This is a genomic window from Janthinobacterium sp. GW823-FHT01H08, assembly GCF_058797855.1.
In genome coordinates this window covers 5085839-5100820 of sequence record NZ_CM179504.1, presented here as the reverse complement: position 1 = coordinate 5100820, position 14982 = coordinate 5085839, and the positions used below count along the sequence as shown (strand labels likewise).

Sequence of the window (14982 nt, the reverse complement as noted above, 5' to 3'; positions counted from 1 at the left end):
TTGCCGTCTGAACTTTTCCTGTACCTCGTACCGATTTTTATTGTTGTTTCAAGCCCGGCTGTCTTTGCGAGTCCGGATTGCCCGGACCAAAAAACTGGCGCTTGATGCCGTGCGCTGACGTGGCCAGCCGGCTTTTTTTTCACTGTTGATAGCGCTTGTTGCACCTACCATTACCCCATGAAATTTATTATTGCTCTAAAGGATCAGGAAGTCAAAAGATATGTCAGCATATCCTTAATACTTGTTTGTAAATTGTTGATTTAATTGGATAAATCATCAAATTTTCCATCGATTTCAATGAACCTTTTTGTCCCTTTTAAATCATCATACGACAATTCGCCAGCGCGTGCCGGTGCATGCCGTGGCGCTGCCGTTGCCGGCGCCACGGCGGCCGGGCGCCGGTGAGGCCGGCCATCTTGCGCTAAGATGCCTGCATGTCTGATGGCCCTGCGCGCCGCGCGCGCGTGCCAGCATTTTTATCGTCACCCTATAAGGAACACCCATGATGAACCCCCAATTGCGCGCGATCATCCGCGGCATGCCGAAAGCCGAATTGCATATCCATATCGAAGGCTCGCTGGAGCCAGAACTGATTTTCGCACTGGCCGAGCGCAATGGCGTGCCGCTGGGCTATGAATCTGTGGAACACTTGCGCAGCGCCTATGCTTTTACGGATTTACAGTCTTTTCTCGACATTTATTACGCTGGCGCAAGCGTGCTCTTGAAAGAGCAGGATTTCTATGATATGACGCAAGCCTACCTGCGCCGCGCCGAAGCCGATAACGTCTTGCACACGGAAATCTTCTTCGACCCGCAGACGCACACGGCGCGCGGCGTGCCGATGGCCGACATGATCAACGGCATCCACCGCGCCTGCCAGGATAGCCCCGTCAGCGCGGCCCTGATCCTGTGCTTCCTGCGCCACCTGAGCGAGGCAGAGGCGTTCGAGACCCTGGAAGACGCGCTGCCGCACCGCGACAAGTTCATCGGCATCGGCCTCGACTCGTCGGAAGTGGGCAATCCGCCCGAGAAATTCTCGCGCGTGTTTGCCCGTTGCCGCGAGCTGGGCCTGCACCTGGTGGCCCACGCGGGCGAAGAAGGCCCGCCGGCCTATATCCGCACCGCGCTTGACGACTTGAAAGTCGAACGCATCGACCATGGCGTGCGCTGCCTGGAAGACGCGGAACTGACGGCCCGCCTGGCGCGCGAACAGATCGCGCTCACCGTCTGCCCCCTGTCGAACACCAAGCTGCGCGTGTTCGACCAGATGCATGACCATAACCTGGTGCAACTGCTCGACGCCGGTCTGCTGGTGACGGTGAACTCGGACGATCCCGCGTATTTCGGCGGCTACATGAATGACAATTTCGACGCCATCTTCGATGCCTTGCCGCTGGGCCTGTCCCACGCGCAACGCTTGGCGCGCAACGGTTTCATCGCCGCCTTCCTGCCGCAGGCGCAAAAAGACGCGTTTCTTGCCACCGTCGATGCGTATTTCGCGCAGCACGCCGCCGCTCACGGCATCGCGCAATAACGCATCACAACCAACTCGCATAAAGACCCGCCGCCCATGTTCCGCCTCTCCCTGAAAATGACCGGCCGCGACTGGCGCGCCGGGCAACTGCGTTTCCTGCTCGTCGCGCTGATCGTCGCCGTGGCGGCCTTGTCGGCCGTCGGCTTCTTCGTCGACCGCCTGCGCGCGGGCCTGAACCGCGACGCGCACCAGCTGCTGGGGGCCGACCTCGTCATCAGCGCCGACCAGCCCGTCAATGCGGCCTGGCGCGCCGAAGCGCAGAAGCGCGGTTTTATCCTGGCCGACACGGTGACGTTTCCCAGCATGGCGCAGGCGGGCGAGGGCGAGCGATCGCTGTCGCAACTGGCGTCCATCAAGGCCGTCTCGCCCGGCTACCCGCAGCGGGGCAAGCTGAAAATCACGACCAAACCGAGCGAAGCACAGGATGCCGTGGGGCGGCCCACGGATCAGGTGCCTGCGCCCGGCACCGTGTGGGTCGATGCGGCTATCCTGTCCAGTCTGAACGCGAAGCTGGGCGACACCCTGACCCTGGGCGACAAGGCCTTTACCGTCACGCAATTGATCGCCAGCGAACCGGACCGCGGCGCATCGTTCCTCAACTTCGCTCCCCGCGTGATGCTGCCCTTGAGCGACCTGGCCGCCACGGCGCTGGTGCAGAACGGCTCGCGCGTGTCGTACAGGCTGCTGCTGTCGGCGCCGCCCGCCAAGGCGGCCGAGCTTGCGCAATATCAAACCTCGCTGGAAAGCCAGATCAAGGCGCAGTCCATCAAAGGCGTGCGCATCGAATCGCTGGAATCGGGCAGCCCGCAGATGCAATCGACCCTGGACCGCGCCGACCGTTTTCTGTCGCTCGTCGGCCTGCTGTCGGCCATGCTGGCGGCCGTCGCCGTGGCCATGGCGGCGCGCCGCTTCATGCTGCGCCACCTCGACGCCTGCGCCATGCTGCGCTGCCTGGGCTTGACGCAAAACCAGGTCACGGCCATGTACGTGATCGAATTTTTATTGGTGGGCCTGGTGGGCAGCGTGATCGGCGTGATGGTGGGCTTCGGCGGCCACCTGGTGCTGCTGGAGCTGTTGGGCAAGCTCGTGCAGAGCGACTTGCCGCCCGTGTCCATGCTGCCCGCGCTGCAGGGCGTGGCCACCGGCATGCTGCTGTTGCTGGGCTTTGCCCTGCCGCCGATTTTGCAGTTGCGCAATGTGCCCCATAACCGCGTGATCCGCCGCGAGCAGGAGCCGCCGCAGGCGCTGGCCCTGGCCACCTACGGCCTCGGCATCGCCGCCTTCGTCGTGCTGCTGTTGTGGCAGGCGGGCGACGTGAAACTCGCGCTGCTGACGGCGGCCGGTTTTCTGGGAGGCTTCGCCCTGTTCGCCCTGGCCGGCTGGCTGGGCATCAAGTCGCTGAAGTCCCTGCGCGGCGCCTTCAAGCACCAGGGCTGGCGCTTTGCCGTCACGTCATTGCAGCGCCGCCCGGGCGCCACCGTCATCCAGGTGGTGTCCCTGGCCCTGGGCCTGATGGCCTTGCTGCTGCTGACGGTGGTGCGCGGCGACCTGATGGTGGCCTGGCGCAACGCCACGCCGCCCGATGCGCCGAACCGCTTCATGATCAATATCTTGCCCGAGCAGAAAGACCCGATCGCCGCGCGCCTGGCGCAGGCGGGCGTGGCCAACGCACCGTTGTATCCGATGATACGCGGGCGCCTGGTGGCCGTGAACGGCAACGCCATCACGGAAAGCACGTACGAGGATGACCGCGCCAAGGGCCTGGCCGACCGCGAATTCAATCTGTCGACGATGGCCACGATGCAGGAAGAAAACAAGCTGGTGGCCGGCAAGTGGTTCAGCGACAAGCCCGGCGCGCCGGCGGAAGCGTCGGTGGAAGAGGGCATCGCCAAGACATTGAAGCTGAAGCTGGGCGACAAGCTGCGCTTCGACATCGCCGGCCAGAGCGTCGAAGCGGCCATTACCAGCTTGCGCAAGCTGGAATGGGGCTCGATGCGCGTCAATTTCTTTGTCATCATCAATCCGGCCGCCATGGCGGACACGCCGCAGACGTGGATCACGGCCTTCCACCTGCCGCCGGCGCAGGCGGACCTGGGCAACGCCCTGCTGCGCGACTATCCGAATTTGACGGTGGTCGACGTGGGCGGCGTGCTGAAACAAATCCAGGGCGTGCTGGACCAGGTGGTGACGGCCGTCGAATTCCTGTTTGCCTTCACTTTGTCCTCGGGCTTGCTGGTGCTGTATGCGGCCCTGATGGGCTCGCAGGACGAGCGCACGCGCGAAGCGGGCCTGCTGCGCGCCCTGGGCGCCACGCGGCGCCAGCTGGCGCAGGCGCAGCTGATCGAGTTTTCCCTCGTCGGCGCGCTGGCCGGCCTGCTGGCCGCATCGGGCGCGGCGGCCATGGGCTGGGCGCTGGCGACGTACCAGTTCAAGTTCGCCTGGAGCTTCGCGCCGGGCGTGTGGGCCTTTGGCCTGCTGGCCGGCGCCCTGTGCGCGATCGCCGGCGGCTGGCTGGGTTTGCGCAATGTCTTGAAACATCCGCCGCTGCAGACCTTAAGGGAAGGCTAAACAATGACGCCGTCGCCCGCGCCTGCGCGCAGAAATTGCGCGTAGGACATCACCGGCTGCCCCAGCTGGTGCGCCGGCACGTCGAACAGGGCCCAGAAATACGTCACGCCGCCCAGGCAGATGGTGGGCGCGGCGCAGTAGCGAAACCAGTTCTCGCCTATCTGCGCCGCGTACATGCCGTCGCTGTTGGCGTCGGAAAAGTAGGGAATCACGCGCATTTCCAGCAGGGCCTGCAGCAATGAATCGGGCGCGTCGCTGTCGCGCGCCATTTCATACTGCGTGTGTAGGCTGCGTTCCGTCTCGATGATCATCAGCTTGGCGTGGCCGTCGCGCGTGAAGAACAGGATGCCGCTGGGATTGGGGAAAATATAAAACTCGACGAAGCCGTGGCGCTGGCACAGCTCGTGCACGACGGCGGCCAGCGCCTCATCTTGCAGGAAACTGTAGTCGTGCAGCATCAGCAGATCGCGCACGGTTTCCGATTGCTGCAGGAAGAATTCGCGCTGCAGGGCAACGATTTCCTGTTCCAGAATGTCGAGCGCATCGTCGTCGCTCTTCTTGATGTAGCGGTCGATCAAGCCCCGGTTGAAGGCCGTCACGGCCACCTTTTCATCGGCCGCGCCCGTAAATAGAATCTTCTTGCACGGCAAGTCGCGCACGGCCTGGCAGAATTCCAGGCCATTCATCTGCGGCATCGAATAATCGACCACCAGCACGGAAGGCACGGCAAAGCGCTGCGCCTGGCCGCTGATGCGCCAGATGCGTTCGATGTCGAGCGCCACGTTGCACTGGTCGGGCGGCAGGTTTTGCGTGTCGAAATTGACGTGCAGCGGCGTCTCGCCCGGCTGCGTACTCTGGCGCAGCCAGTGCAGCGCGCTGCTCGTGTCGTGGAAAGTCTTGCGCGCCAGGCTGGGATCGAGCTGGAACGCCAGGCTTTTCAGGAAGGAATCGCTGTCGTCGATCAATACGGTCAGGGTCGGATGGGTGTAGACGGGCAGTTGCATGCGTCACCTCGCGCGGTGGATGGATGGAAAACGGTTGTGCGTGGGCACGGGCAGGGGCTGGGGAAATTCCAGCACGAAGATGGCGTAGGCGCCTTCGCGCGCGACGCAACTGATGCGCGCATGCCAGGCTTGCATGATTTGCCGGCACAGGGCCAGGCCGACGCCGCTGCCGTTGTGCGCGGGATAGGAATAGAAACGGTCGAAGATCAGCGGCAATCGGCTGGCCGCGATGCCGCAGCCCGTATCGATGAACAGCAGGCGCGGCACGGGCCGCGCGCCATCGATGATGATGCGCACGCGGCCCTTGCCGGCGCGCTGGATGCCTTTCAAGGCATTGCGCAGCAAGTTCAGCAGGATGACCACGCACAGTTCGGACTGGCCGGAAAAGCTGAAGTCGGCGCGCACGTCGACCTTGACGATGTCGCGCTGCGCCGTGCTGGTAAAGGGATAGCGGCGCAGGACGGACGTGACGCTGTCATGCATGGCGACCGTCTCGTTCGCTTCGAGCTTGCGGTTGACGGCGCTGGCGCTGAGCAGGAACAGATCGATCATGTGGTGCATATGGCGCACTTCGAAGCGGATGCGCGCCAGCGCGTCCAGGCTGTCCGCATCGGATGGCTGGCCTTGCGCCCCTTGCAGCCCCCGCTGCAGCCCGCGCACATTCGCCTCGACGCTGACGAGGGGCGTGCGCAATTCGTGCGCCACGCTGCCCAGCCCGGCAGCCAGCCCGGCCAGTTTCTCTTGCGCGCCCACATGGCGCCCCACCTTGACCACCGATAACACGACAATCGTGAACCAGTGCACGGGCAATTGCTGCAAGACGTCGCGGCTGAGCAAAAAGGCGGGATCGCCGGCGACGGCAAACGCCAGGCAGGCCAGCACGGTACCGCTCAGATAGGCGAGGATGGCGATGCGCGTATCGAAGTGAAACAGCACGACCAGCGCCACCAGCAGCGAATGCATCCACATGGCAGAGGCGTGGTTCATCAGGAACATGTACGTGAAGAAAAACGGCAGCTCGAAAGTCAGCCCCAGGAACAGGTAGACGCTGAACCAGGTATTGCTGAAACGGCCAGGCCATAGCGCGGGCAGGAACAGCAGCGCTGCCACGCTGCGCAGCAGCGGCGATTCGTATTCTTGCGGAAAGAAATAATGCCACAGTGCGTAATACAGTGGCATGCCCAGCGCACCGATGAGCGCCAGGGTGCGCACTTGGGCGCGCCGCACGGGCGTGTGTTCGATGGCATCGTGGAAATGCAGGAAAGGCTGGAGCAGCTTGCCTTGCCACCGTTTTCCGGAAGGGGACTGCGCGTGCATCATGATCAAGGGGGCGTGTTCGTTGAAGCGTGTCAATGCAACATGATCGGCGGGTTCCCTCTGTATCAGCAGGATATCGGCACAACTGTTGAGCTGTATCAAACACTTGCCTGATGACTCGCGCATGTTGGACGCGGTAGTTCCCACCGCAACCAATCAGGAGTTCCTATGTCACACGCCCTTTCCCCCCTGTCGTCCCGCGCCATCCACGCCGAACAACTGATGCCCGCCTTCGTGCGTGCGCGCATGGATGAGCACTATGTCGAGCGCATCGAGAAGCTGCTTGGCGGCGAACACCTGCATGAATGGCAAGCCATGCCGGCCAGTGCCGTGATGCTCGCTGGCAATGATTACCTGAACATCGCCGGCGAGGCGGCGCTGCTGGCGGCCCAGGCGCGCGTCTTGCAGGGCGGCGGCGCCATGCTGATGTCGTCCGTATTCCTGCAGGAAGGCAGCCGCCAGCACCTCCTCGAACAAAAATTCGCGGAGTTTCTCGGCAGCGAAGCGTGCGTGCTGGCGCAGTCGGGTTGGGCCGCCAACGTGGGCTTGCTGCAAAGCCTGGCCGGGCCCGGCATCCCCGTGTACCTGGACATGCAGGCGCACGCTTCGCTGTGGGAAGGCGTGCAATCGGCGCAAGCCGTGCCCGTCGCCTTCCTGCACAACGATGGCGCCCACCTGCAGCGCCAGCTCGACAAGCATGGCCCCGGCATCATCATCGTCGATGCGCTGTATAGCACCAACGGCAGCGTCGCGCCGCTGCGGGACATGGTGGAAATCGCCGAGCGCAGCGGCAGCATGCTGATCGTCGACGAATCGCACTCGCTGGGCACGCACGGCCCGCAGGGCGCGGGGCTGGTGGCGGAGCTGGGCCTGGCCGACAGGGTCCATTTCCGCACGGCGTCGCTGGCCAAGGCGTTCGCGGGGCGGGCCGGGCTGATCACCTGTTCGGCCCGCTTCAAGGGATATTTCCTGTCCGCCTCGCGGCCCGCCATCTTCAGTTCCTGCCTGCTCGAACACGAGCTGGCGTGGTTCGATGCGGCGCTCGATTTCATCCGCGCCGCCGATGGCCGCCGCACCGCCTTGCACCGCCACAGCGTGCAGCTGCGCCAGGGGCTGATGGATCTCGGCTACAACGTCAGCGACGGCACCGAGCAGATCATCGCGCTGGAAGCGGGCAGCGAACCCGATACCTTGATCCTGCGCAAGGCGCTGGAGCGGCACGGCATCTATGGCGCCGTCTTCTGTGCGCCAGCCACGCCGAAGAACCGTTCGCTGGTGCGTTTGACCCTGAATGCGGGCTTGCGCGAGGATGAGTGCGCAAGAGTGCTGGCCGCCTGCGCCGCCATCCGCGACGAGACGGGCATGGCGCGCTGGCCGTCGACGCGGCGCCTGCGCAAGCTGGCGCTGGTGTAGCGCGCGTCAGCCGTTAGAGGGCTGCTTGCCGGCGATAGCGCCCAACAGCAGGGACAGTGGCGCGAGCTGGTCCGCGCTGGCGCTGCCCAGCAATTCCTGCGCCAGCGCCTGCGCCGTCGCATCGGCGTGGACCAGCAGCGCCTGCCCCGCCTCGGTGATGGCGGCATAGCCGACGCGCGCATCGCGCTGGTCGGCCTGGCGCGCCACCAGGCCAATCTTTTCCAGCGGCATCAGCGAGCGCGTGATGCCGGACGCCGTCAGCGCCAGGCGCTCGGCCAGGTCGATGCGGCGCAGGCGCCCGCCAGGCGCCCGCTGCAGGTGGTACAGCAATTGGTAATCGCTGAAACTGAGGCCATGCAGATTGCCCAGGATGCTGTCGAAGCGGCGCACGATGAGCGCCTGGGCGCGTGCCAGGCGCAGGCAAAAGTCCAGTGCGCTGGCGCCGTCCGGCGGCGGGGAAGTGAGATCGGTCATGTTTTCCTTGTATTGGCTGCGCAGTGCTTGAGTGCGCAAGTGTAAAGCATGGCCGCTCAATACAGGGATTGCCCTTGTTCCAGCAGCTGCGCCTGGTGCAGGGCCAGCAGGGCGTCCAGCTCGGCATCCGTATCGAAGGCGGGATCGGCGGATTGATCGACGGTGTCGATGATGTCGAAGCGAAAAGCCGCCGCGCCGTCGTGCCGCCAGTCCGCCTGCAGGCACGCATTGCGGTGCTTGCCCAGGTTCAGTTCGAAGCGGTGGCGGTTCAGCGTGCCGGGCGCGTTGCGGCTGCGTTCGAGCAGGGTGCGCCCGCTGGGCAAATGGCACAGCGCGATGATGCCCAGCGCGGGCAGCTGTTGCCGGTAGGCCGCTTTCAGGGCCGTTTGTCGTGTTTTATCCATGGTGGAACTTTCTCAATGTGACGATACGGAAGTGCTGCCCGCGATGCGGGGAATGTCGGTCAGCAGGGTGGCGGCCACGGCGGCGGCCAGCAGCAGGGCGCCCCCGCCGCAGAACAGCTCGCCCACGCTCAGGTGGCGCAGCAGCGCGCCCGTGGCCGCCGCCGACAGGGGCGCCAGTCCCAGGAAGATGCCCATGAACAGCGCCATCGCCCGGCCCAGCATGGCAGGCGCCACCCGCCGCTGTATCCACGTAAAGATGGCCACCTGCACATAGCCGCCCAGCATGCCCGTGACGGCCAGCAGGGCCGCGCCGTGCCAGCCGGTGCTGATCTGTCCCAGCGCCATCAGCAGGCAGCCGACGACAGCGTCGACGAGCAGCAAGGTGGCGCCGAAATGGCGGCGCAGCCAGGCGCCGCCCAGGCTGGACGCCAGCATGCCGGCCAGGGTGCCGGCGCAGTGTGCGCCCATCAGCAAACCGAGCGTCGAGGCACCGTGCAGGCGTTCGCTGGCCAGCACGGGCAGGGCCACCTGCAGCGGCCCCATGACGAAGAAGGCCACCAGCGCCCAGTAGGCATAACAGCTGCGCAGGGGCAAGTCGCGCCACACCATGGCCAGGCCCGCCGCCATGTCGCGCCACATGCCGTGCGGCGCCGCAGCCGCGGGCAGCGGCCGCAGCTTGACTTGGCGCAAGGTCCAGGCGGAAAACACAAACGTCAGCGCATCGATGGCAAAGGCGGCGGCCAGCGCCGCCAGGGAGGTGTGCTGCCCGGTACCGCGGGCGCCCAGCACGAGCGCCGCCAGCAGGGGACCGGCCAGCAAGGACAGCTGGCGCACACCCATCTGCAAACCATTGGCTTTCTGCAACGACGGTGCAGGCACGGCTTGCGGCAGGATGGCCGTGCCGGCCGGGATGCCGAAGGCGGACGCGATGCCCAGTGCCAGCGCGGCCGCATACGCGAACGCCAGGCTGGCCTGGTCCAGCCACAGCAGTCCCGCCAGTGCCAGCAGGATGGCGGCGTTCGCATATTTGCTCAGCAGCAGCACGCGCCGGGGCGAATAACGGTCGGCGATGGTGCCACCCAGCAAGATGAGCACGGCGCGCGGCGCCCCCATCAGGGCCACGGCGATACCGAGGCTGAGGCTATCGCCCGTCAGGCTCAGCACCAGCCAGGGCAGGGCCAGCATGCTGAACTGGTCGCCCAGCATGGAGATGAGTCCGCCGCCCAGCAGCCAGCGGAAGTTGGTATTGCGCAGCAAATCAGTGTCTGTGGCGGTTGGCATATTCGTCTTGTCCCTGTTTTAAAATTGCATAGTAGTTGATAAAAGCTTGAGTAGTCAAGTATATTGCCATTTATTGCGGCAGGGAGCGCTGGCGCTGCATGGAGCGCCGATGCTTGCGCTATCATGGCGGCCATGACTGATACCACTGCCCCCACCCTGTACGAGACCATCGGCGGCGCCCCCGTGCTGCGTGAAATGGTCGACCGTTTTTATGACTTGATGGAACTCGAAGCCGAGTTCGCCGGCATCCGCGTCATGCATCCGCCCTCGACGGACGGCTCGCGCGACAAGCTGTATTTCTTCCTGACGGGCTGGATGGGCGGCCCGGATTTGTATATCGAGAAATTCGGCCACCCGCGCCTGCGCGCGCGTCACTTGCCGTATGCCATCGGCACCAGCGAGCGCGACCAGTGGCTGCGCGCCATGGCCTGGGCCATGGAAGACACGGGCATCGAAGAATCCTTGCGCGTGCGCCTGATGGAATCGTTCTATCAGACGGCCGACTGGATGCGCAACAAAGCTGACTGATCCCATGAGCCCAATCGAGTTCTACAGCCTGCTGGGCGCCGCCATCGCCGCCATCGTCCTGTTGTTCTTGCTGCTGCTGCGCCCGCGTGGCGCGGCCGGCGATGGCGCCACCACCCTGGCGCTGGTGCAGCAGCACCAGCAGCAAAGCCTGGAACGCATCGACCGGGTCGAGCGCGAAGTGCGGCTGCAATTGCAGGCATCGGCGCAAGCCACGCGGCAAGACCTGGCCGCCGGCCTGGCGCAATTCCAGGCGGCGACCCTGCAGCAGCTCGACAGCCTGCGCACGCAGATGCAGGCGCAGGGGAAAGTGGGACGCGAAGAGCAGGCGCAAAGCCTGGCGCGCTTCGCCGAGAGCACCAATCAGACCCTGGCCCAGCTGACGGAATCGAATGCGCAGCGCATGCTGGAAGTGCGCGCCACCTTGGAGAACAAGATCCGCGACTTGCAGGCCGACAATGGCGCGCGGCTGGAAGAGATGCGCAAGACGGTCGACGAGAAACTGCACGCGACGCTGGAAACGCGCCTTTCCGCCTCGTTCCAGCAAGTGTCGGAGCGGCTGGAAAAAGTCCACCAGGGACTCGGCGAAATGCAGCAGCTGGCGCTGGGCGTGGGCGATTTGAAGCGGGTGCTCACCAACGTCAAGACGCGCGGCACCTGGGGCGAAGTGCAGCTGGAAATGCTGCTGGAGCAGGTACTTACTGTCGACCAGTACGCGAAGAACGTGGAAACGTTGCCGGGCAGCGGCGCGCGCGTGGAATTCGCCCTGAAGTTGCCGGGCATGGTCGACGGCGGGCCGCCCGTGTGGATGCCCATCGACGCGAAATTTCCCAAGGAACAGTATGAGCGCCTGGTCGAGGCGGCCGAGCGGGCCGATGCGGACGCCGTGGCCCTGGCCGGCCGCGAACTGGAGCGGGCCGTGCGGGGCGAAGCGAAAACCATCGCCGAGAAATACCTGGCGCCGCCGCTGACGACGGATTTCGCCATCCTCTTCCTGCCTACCGAGGGACTGTATGCGGAAGTGCTGCGCCGCCCGGGCCTGGCCGACGAATTGCAGCGCGTGCACCGGGTCAGCATTGCCGGGCCATCGACCCTGACGGCCTTGCTCAACAGTCTGCAGATGGGTTTCCGCACCCTGGCGCTGGAAAAGCGCTCGTCCGAAGTGTGGCAAGTGCTGGGCGCCGTCAAGACGGAGTTCGGCAAGTTCGGCGACGTGCTGTCGCAAACCCGGCTGACCCTGGAAAAGGCGGCGAAGAATATCGAAAGCGCGGAAGTGCGCAGCCGGCAGATGGCGCGCAAATTGAAATCCGTGGAAGCCTTGCCGGGCGAGGCGGCCGCCTTGCTGCTGGGTAAGGCGGACGGCGGCGCCGGCGACGGCGAGTAGCGCGCCGCCTCAGGCTGCCCGCGCAGTGCGGCGGCGCAGCGCGCTGTAGCCGATCAGCGCCAGTCCCGCCAGCAGCATGCCCCAGGTTTGCGGTTCCGGCACGGCCGGCAAGACGGTCGGCACCGTCGGTGGCAAGCTAGGGATGATCACGGTGGGCGGCACGATGATGCTGCTGCCCCGGTCCGGCGGCACGCTTCCGCCACCACCGCCGCCGCCGCCGCCCATGCCGGCAGGCGGCGTGATGCCACCGGCGGTACGCACATAATCGAAGGGCAGGAAAGGAATGCTGGCCACCTCGGGCGGCATGGCGCCGCCCGTGAACGAGCCGCCGCGCAAGGCGTCGGGATTGTCGATCAGGGGCACGCCTGCCGTTTCCGGGGCTGCGGGCGCGGCGGCAACGGGTGCTGCACCGCCGGGAGCGGCACCACCGGGAGCTGCGCCGGCGGCTGGCGGCGCCGACGCGGGCGCCTGCGTGATGCGGCTGACGTTGCGGCAAATCGTCGGCACCAGGATGCACTGGCCCTGCACGCAATACACGAGTCCCCGTTCCTGCATCTGCTCGTTCCAGCCCGCACGCGTGACGTTGCGGCAGACGCGGCCGGGGCCGAAATGCATGTCGCTGATGCGCGCGTTGTAATTGCCCTTGCCGCGGATGGCGTCGCGGCTGATCACCACGATCTCATCGTACTGGCGCGCGCGCATGCGCGCCTTCAATTGTTCGCGCACGGGCTGCGCGATATCCGTATAGCGGTCCACGGCCGCCACCACGTCACCCATGAACGGGTCGACGCCGGGACGGTTCCAGTTGCAGTTGTCCAGCACGTCGGCGCGGGCCACGCCTTTCGCATACGCGGGCAGGGGAGCCAGAGACAACATGCCGAATAGGACTGCCGCACCCAGCATGCAGGTACTCGCCAACCATGGGCCGTGTTTCATTGTTAGTTTCCTCGTGAAAACAATATCAAAATTGAACTTTTGCGTGAGTTCGAATGTTATCACCGAAGAAACTTCAATATCAACTAATAAATAAAATTATTACAATTAGTGTTGTGTTTATTGATTTATTTTGACGAGAAATGATTAATATTTTTATCTCGGCGGGCGCAGGTGTGCCGCGCAGGAGCAAATTGATTGCGAAGGGGAAATGCAAACGGCCCGCGCAGGGCGGGCCGTCAAGGAGAGGGGGAGGGGCAGTTGCTTACATCAGGCCATGGAACAGCACAATATCGACGAGGTCGCCTGCCGCCACGTGGCCTTGCGCCTCATGCAGCACGATCATGCAATTGGCTTGCGTCATCGAGCGCAGGATGCCCGAGCCTTGCGCGCCCGTCACACGCACGTGCTGGCGCCCGTCCGCGCCGCGCTCGACGATGCCGCGCTGGTATTCCGTGCGGCCCCGTTTCTTGCGGATCGGTGCCTGCGCCGCCACCTGCAGCAGGGGCAGGCTGGCCGTGTCCGCGTCGGCGCCCATCAGGCGCAGCAGGGTGGGGCGGGCGAGGAAATAAAACGCCGCCATCACGGCCACCGGGTTGCCGGGCAGGCCCAGCAGCAAGGCCGTGTCGCCCTCGCTGGCAATCCGGCCAAAGGCCATGGGGCGGCCCGGGCGCATGTTGATTTGCCAGAAAGCCACGTCGCCGAGGCGGGCCAGGATCTCGCGCGTAAAATCGGCCGCGCCGCTGGACACGCCGCCCGAGGTGATGATGACGTCGGCCTTGGCGCAGGCGCCGCGCAGGGCCGCTTCCAGCGCCTGCGGATTGTCCTTGACGATGCCCATGTCGAGCACCTCGCAGCCGAGGCGGGTCAGCATGCCCAGCAGGGTGTAGCGGTTGCTGTCGTAGATGCAGCCCGCATCGAGCGGCTCGCCGATCGAGCGCAATTCGTCGCCCGTGGAAAAGAAGGCCACGCGCAGGCGGCGGCGCACGGGGACGGTGGCGATGCCCAGCGAGGCCAGCAGGCCCAGTTCGGCCGGTCCGAGTATCTTGCCTTGCAGCAAGGCCGGCTGGCCCTGCATCAAGTCTTCGCCCTTGAAGCGGCGGTTGTCGCCGGGGCGGATGCAGTCCGGCGCCAGCGTGATGCTGGTTTCATGGACTTGTAGCACCAGTTCCTGCGGCACCACGCTGTCGCAGCCGTCGGGCATGACGGCGCCCGTCATGATGCGCGCGCATTGGCCGCGCTCCACTTTGACCGTGCCGGGACGGCCCGCCAGGATGGTGTCGACCACGGCCAAAGTCACTGGCGTGTCGCCGCCCAGGTCGGCACCGTGCAGCGCATAGCCATCCATGGCGGAATTGTCGTGCGCGGGCACGCTGATGGGCGAGATGATGTCGGCCGCCAGCATGCGCTCGAACGCCTGCGGCAGCGGCAATTCCTCGATCCCGGCCACGGGCGTGACGCTGCCGGCCAGGATGGCTTGCGCCATCGGCACGCTCAAGCCCCGCGTCTGCAAGGCGGCCAGCTGGTCCGGCGTATTGATGTTGCCGAACGCGGCGCCATCCTCGAACAGCACTTCGGCCAGCTTCAAGGGGCCGTGCCAGGTGCGCATGCGGCGTTCGCCGCCGCGCAGGTAGGCATCGAGCTGGGGCAGGGCCGATGTTTTCACCAGGCAAAAGACGGGATGCGGCCGGCGCACGGCCGACCCCGTCGCCGGATCGGTTTCCTCGGTGACGGCGATGGCCAGGTCGGCATCGTTCTCGACCAGGCCGGCGGCCAGGCGCGCGGCCAGGTCGGGCGGCAGCAGGGGCGAATCGCACGGCACGGTGAGCAGGTAGGGCGTGCCGGCGTGCTGCATGCCGCTGTGTAAACCTGCCAGCGGACCCAGCTGGCCCGGCAGCACGTCCGGCCAGACTGGCAGGCCGAAGCGCGCGTAATCGCCGGCATCGGCGTGGACGCTGATGGCCAGCTGGCCCACTTGCGGCGCCAGGCGCTGCAGCACGTGGCGCGCCAGGGGCTGGCCATGCAGGGGCAGCATGCCCTTGTCGCGCTGGCCCATGCGCGTGCCCAGGCCGCCGGCCAGGATCAGGCCGGTAATATCGTGTTTGTTGATCATGTCAGGTAGGAAAATGGGTGCATGCGCCATGG

At 65.3% G+C, this 14982-nt stretch carries 12 protein-coding genes; 5 read left to right on the top strand and 7 right to left on the bottom strand.

Annotation, left to right across the window (positions count from 1 at the left end):
* Window positions 1-502: 502 nt before the first annotated feature.
* Both AC3RCG_RS22865 and AC3RCG_RS22860 read left to right on the top strand, forming a co-directional pair.
* Window positions 503-1534: an adenosine deaminase gene (locus AC3RCG_RS22865; protein ID WP_492401919.1), complete on the top strand. Its 1032-nt coding sequence runs from the start codon at window positions 503-505 to the stop codon at window positions 1532-1534.
* A 36-nt stretch (window positions 1535-1570) separates the two neighbouring features.
* Complete coding sequence (locus tag AC3RCG_RS22860) at window positions 1571-4102, top strand: ABC transporter permease (RefSeq protein ID WP_492401921.1); 2532 nt, start codon at window positions 1571-1573, stop codon at window positions 4100-4102.
* On the opposite strand, the gene AC3RCG_RS22855 is transcribed toward AC3RCG_RS22860, so the two are convergent.
* Window positions 4099-5106 (bottom strand): response regulator, encoded by a 1008-nt coding sequence (locus tag AC3RCG_RS22855; protein ID WP_070289106.1) that lies wholly within the window; start codon window positions 5104-5106, stop codon window positions 4099-4101. The genes AC3RCG_RS22860 and AC3RCG_RS22855 overlap by 4 nt on opposite strands.
* A gap of 3 nt (window positions 5107-5109) precedes the next feature.
* Complete coding sequence (locus AC3RCG_RS22850; protein WP_492401923.1) at window positions 5110-6459, bottom strand: sensor histidine kinase; 1350 nt, start codon at window positions 6457-6459, stop codon at window positions 5110-5112.
* Window positions 6460-6591: 132 nt separating this feature from the next.
* On the opposite strand from AC3RCG_RS22850, the gene cqsA reads away from it, so the two are divergent.
* The gene (cqsA, locus tag AC3RCG_RS22845) at window positions 6592-7836 is read left to right on the top strand and encodes an alpha-hydroxyketone-type quorum-sensing autoinducer synthase (RefSeq protein ID WP_492401924.1); all 1245 of its coding nucleotides are present in this window, start codon (window positions 6592-6594) and stop codon (window positions 7834-7836) included.
* A 6-nt stretch (window positions 7837-7842) separates the two neighbouring features.
* Here cqsA and AC3RCG_RS22840 read toward each other — a convergent pair whose 3' ends face one another.
* Genes AC3RCG_RS22840 through AC3RCG_RS22830 form a run of 3 tightly spaced genes read right to left on the bottom strand, consistent with a single transcriptional unit; the run spans window position 7843 to window position 9995 of the window.
* Window positions 7843-8310, bottom strand: coding sequence for a MarR family winged helix-turn-helix transcriptional regulator (locus tag AC3RCG_RS22840; RefSeq protein WP_492401925.1), 468 nt, complete (start codon window positions 8308-8310; stop codon window positions 7843-7845).
* A 56-nt stretch (window positions 8311-8366) separates the two neighbouring features.
* Entirely contained in the window at window positions 8367-8714 is a 348-nt protein-coding gene (locus AC3RCG_RS22835; RefSeq protein ID WP_492401926.1) for a GIY-YIG nuclease family protein, read from the bottom strand.
* 12 nt (window positions 8715-8726) lie between these two features.
* A complete protein-coding gene (locus AC3RCG_RS22830; RefSeq protein ID WP_492401928.1) occupies window positions 8727-9995 on the bottom strand; it encodes an MFS transporter in 1269 nt (422 codons plus the stop codon).
* 132 nt (window positions 9996-10127) lie between these two features.
* Between AC3RCG_RS22830 and AC3RCG_RS22825 the strand changes: the two genes are divergently transcribed.
* Together AC3RCG_RS22825 and AC3RCG_RS22820 are read left to right on the top strand one after the other, a co-directional pair.
* The gene (locus AC3RCG_RS22825; RefSeq protein WP_070224562.1) at window positions 10128-10523 is read left to right on the top strand and encodes a group II truncated hemoglobin; all 396 of its coding nucleotides are present in this window, start codon (window positions 10128-10130) and stop codon (window positions 10521-10523) included.
* Window positions 10524-10527: 4 nt separating this feature from the next.
* Window positions 10528-11904 (top strand): DNA recombination protein RmuC, encoded by a 1377-nt coding sequence (locus tag AC3RCG_RS22820; protein WP_492401929.1) that lies wholly within the window; start codon window positions 10528-10530, stop codon window positions 11902-11904.
* A 9-nt stretch (window positions 11905-11913) separates the two neighbouring features.
* Here the strand turns inward: AC3RCG_RS22820 and AC3RCG_RS22815 are convergent, their stop codons facing one another.
* The gene (locus AC3RCG_RS22815; RefSeq protein ID WP_492401930.1) at window positions 11914-12780 is read right to left on the bottom strand and encodes an MHFG family PEP-CTERM protein; all 867 of its coding nucleotides are present in this window, start codon (window positions 12778-12780) and stop codon (window positions 11914-11916) included.
* 322 nt (window positions 12781-13102) lie between these two features.
* Window positions 13103-14950, bottom strand: a complete 1848-nt coding sequence (gene moeA / locus AC3RCG_RS22810) for a molybdopterin molybdotransferase MoeA (RefSeq protein WP_492401931.1) — start codon at window positions 14948-14950, stop codon at window positions 13103-13105.
* Between the last annotated feature and the right edge of the window lie 32 nt (window positions 14951-14982).

What these genes read in the sequence shown, in the direction of transcription:
- AC3RCG_RS22865 (WP_492401919.1), top strand. Translation starts at nt 503, where the DNA reads ATGATGAACCCCCAATTGCGCGCGATCATCCGCGGCATGCCGAAAGCC.
- AC3RCG_RS22825 (WP_070224562.1), top strand. Translation starts at nt 10,128, where the DNA reads ATGACTGATACCACTGCCCCCACCCTGTACGAGACCATCGGCGGCGCC.
- moeA (WP_492401931.1), bottom strand. Translation starts at nt 14,950, where the DNA reads ATGATCAACAAACACGATATTACCGGCCTGATCCTGGCCGGCGGCCTG.
- AC3RCG_RS22855 (WP_070289106.1), bottom strand. Translation starts at nt 5,106, where the DNA reads ATGCAACTGCCCGTCTACACCCATCCGACCCTGACCGTATTGATCGAC.
- AC3RCG_RS22840 (WP_492401925.1), bottom strand. Translation starts at nt 8,310, where the DNA reads ATGACCGATCTCACTTCCCCGCCGCCGGACGGCGCCAGCGCACTGGAC.
- AC3RCG_RS22830 (WP_492401928.1), bottom strand. Translation starts at nt 9,995, where the DNA reads ATGCCAACCGCCACAGACACTGATTTGCTGCGCAATACCAACTTCCGC.
- AC3RCG_RS22815 (WP_492401930.1), bottom strand. Translation starts at nt 12,780, where the DNA reads ATGTTGTCTCTGGCTCCCCTGCCCGCGTATGCGAAAGGCGTGGCCCGC.
- cqsA (WP_492401924.1), top strand. Translation starts at nt 6,592, where the DNA reads ATGTCACACGCCCTTTCCCCCCTGTCGTCCCGCGCCATCCACGCCGAA.
- AC3RCG_RS22860 (WP_492401921.1), top strand. Translation starts at nt 1,571, where the DNA reads ATGTTCCGCCTCTCCCTGAAAATGACCGGCCGCGACTGGCGCGCCGGG.
- AC3RCG_RS22820 (WP_492401929.1), top strand. Translation starts at nt 10,528, where the DNA reads ATGAGCCCAATCGAGTTCTACAGCCTGCTGGGCGCCGCCATCGCCGCC.
- AC3RCG_RS22835 (WP_492401926.1), bottom strand. Translation starts at nt 8,714, where the DNA reads ATGGATAAAACACGACAAACGGCCCTGAAAGCGGCCTACCGGCAACAG.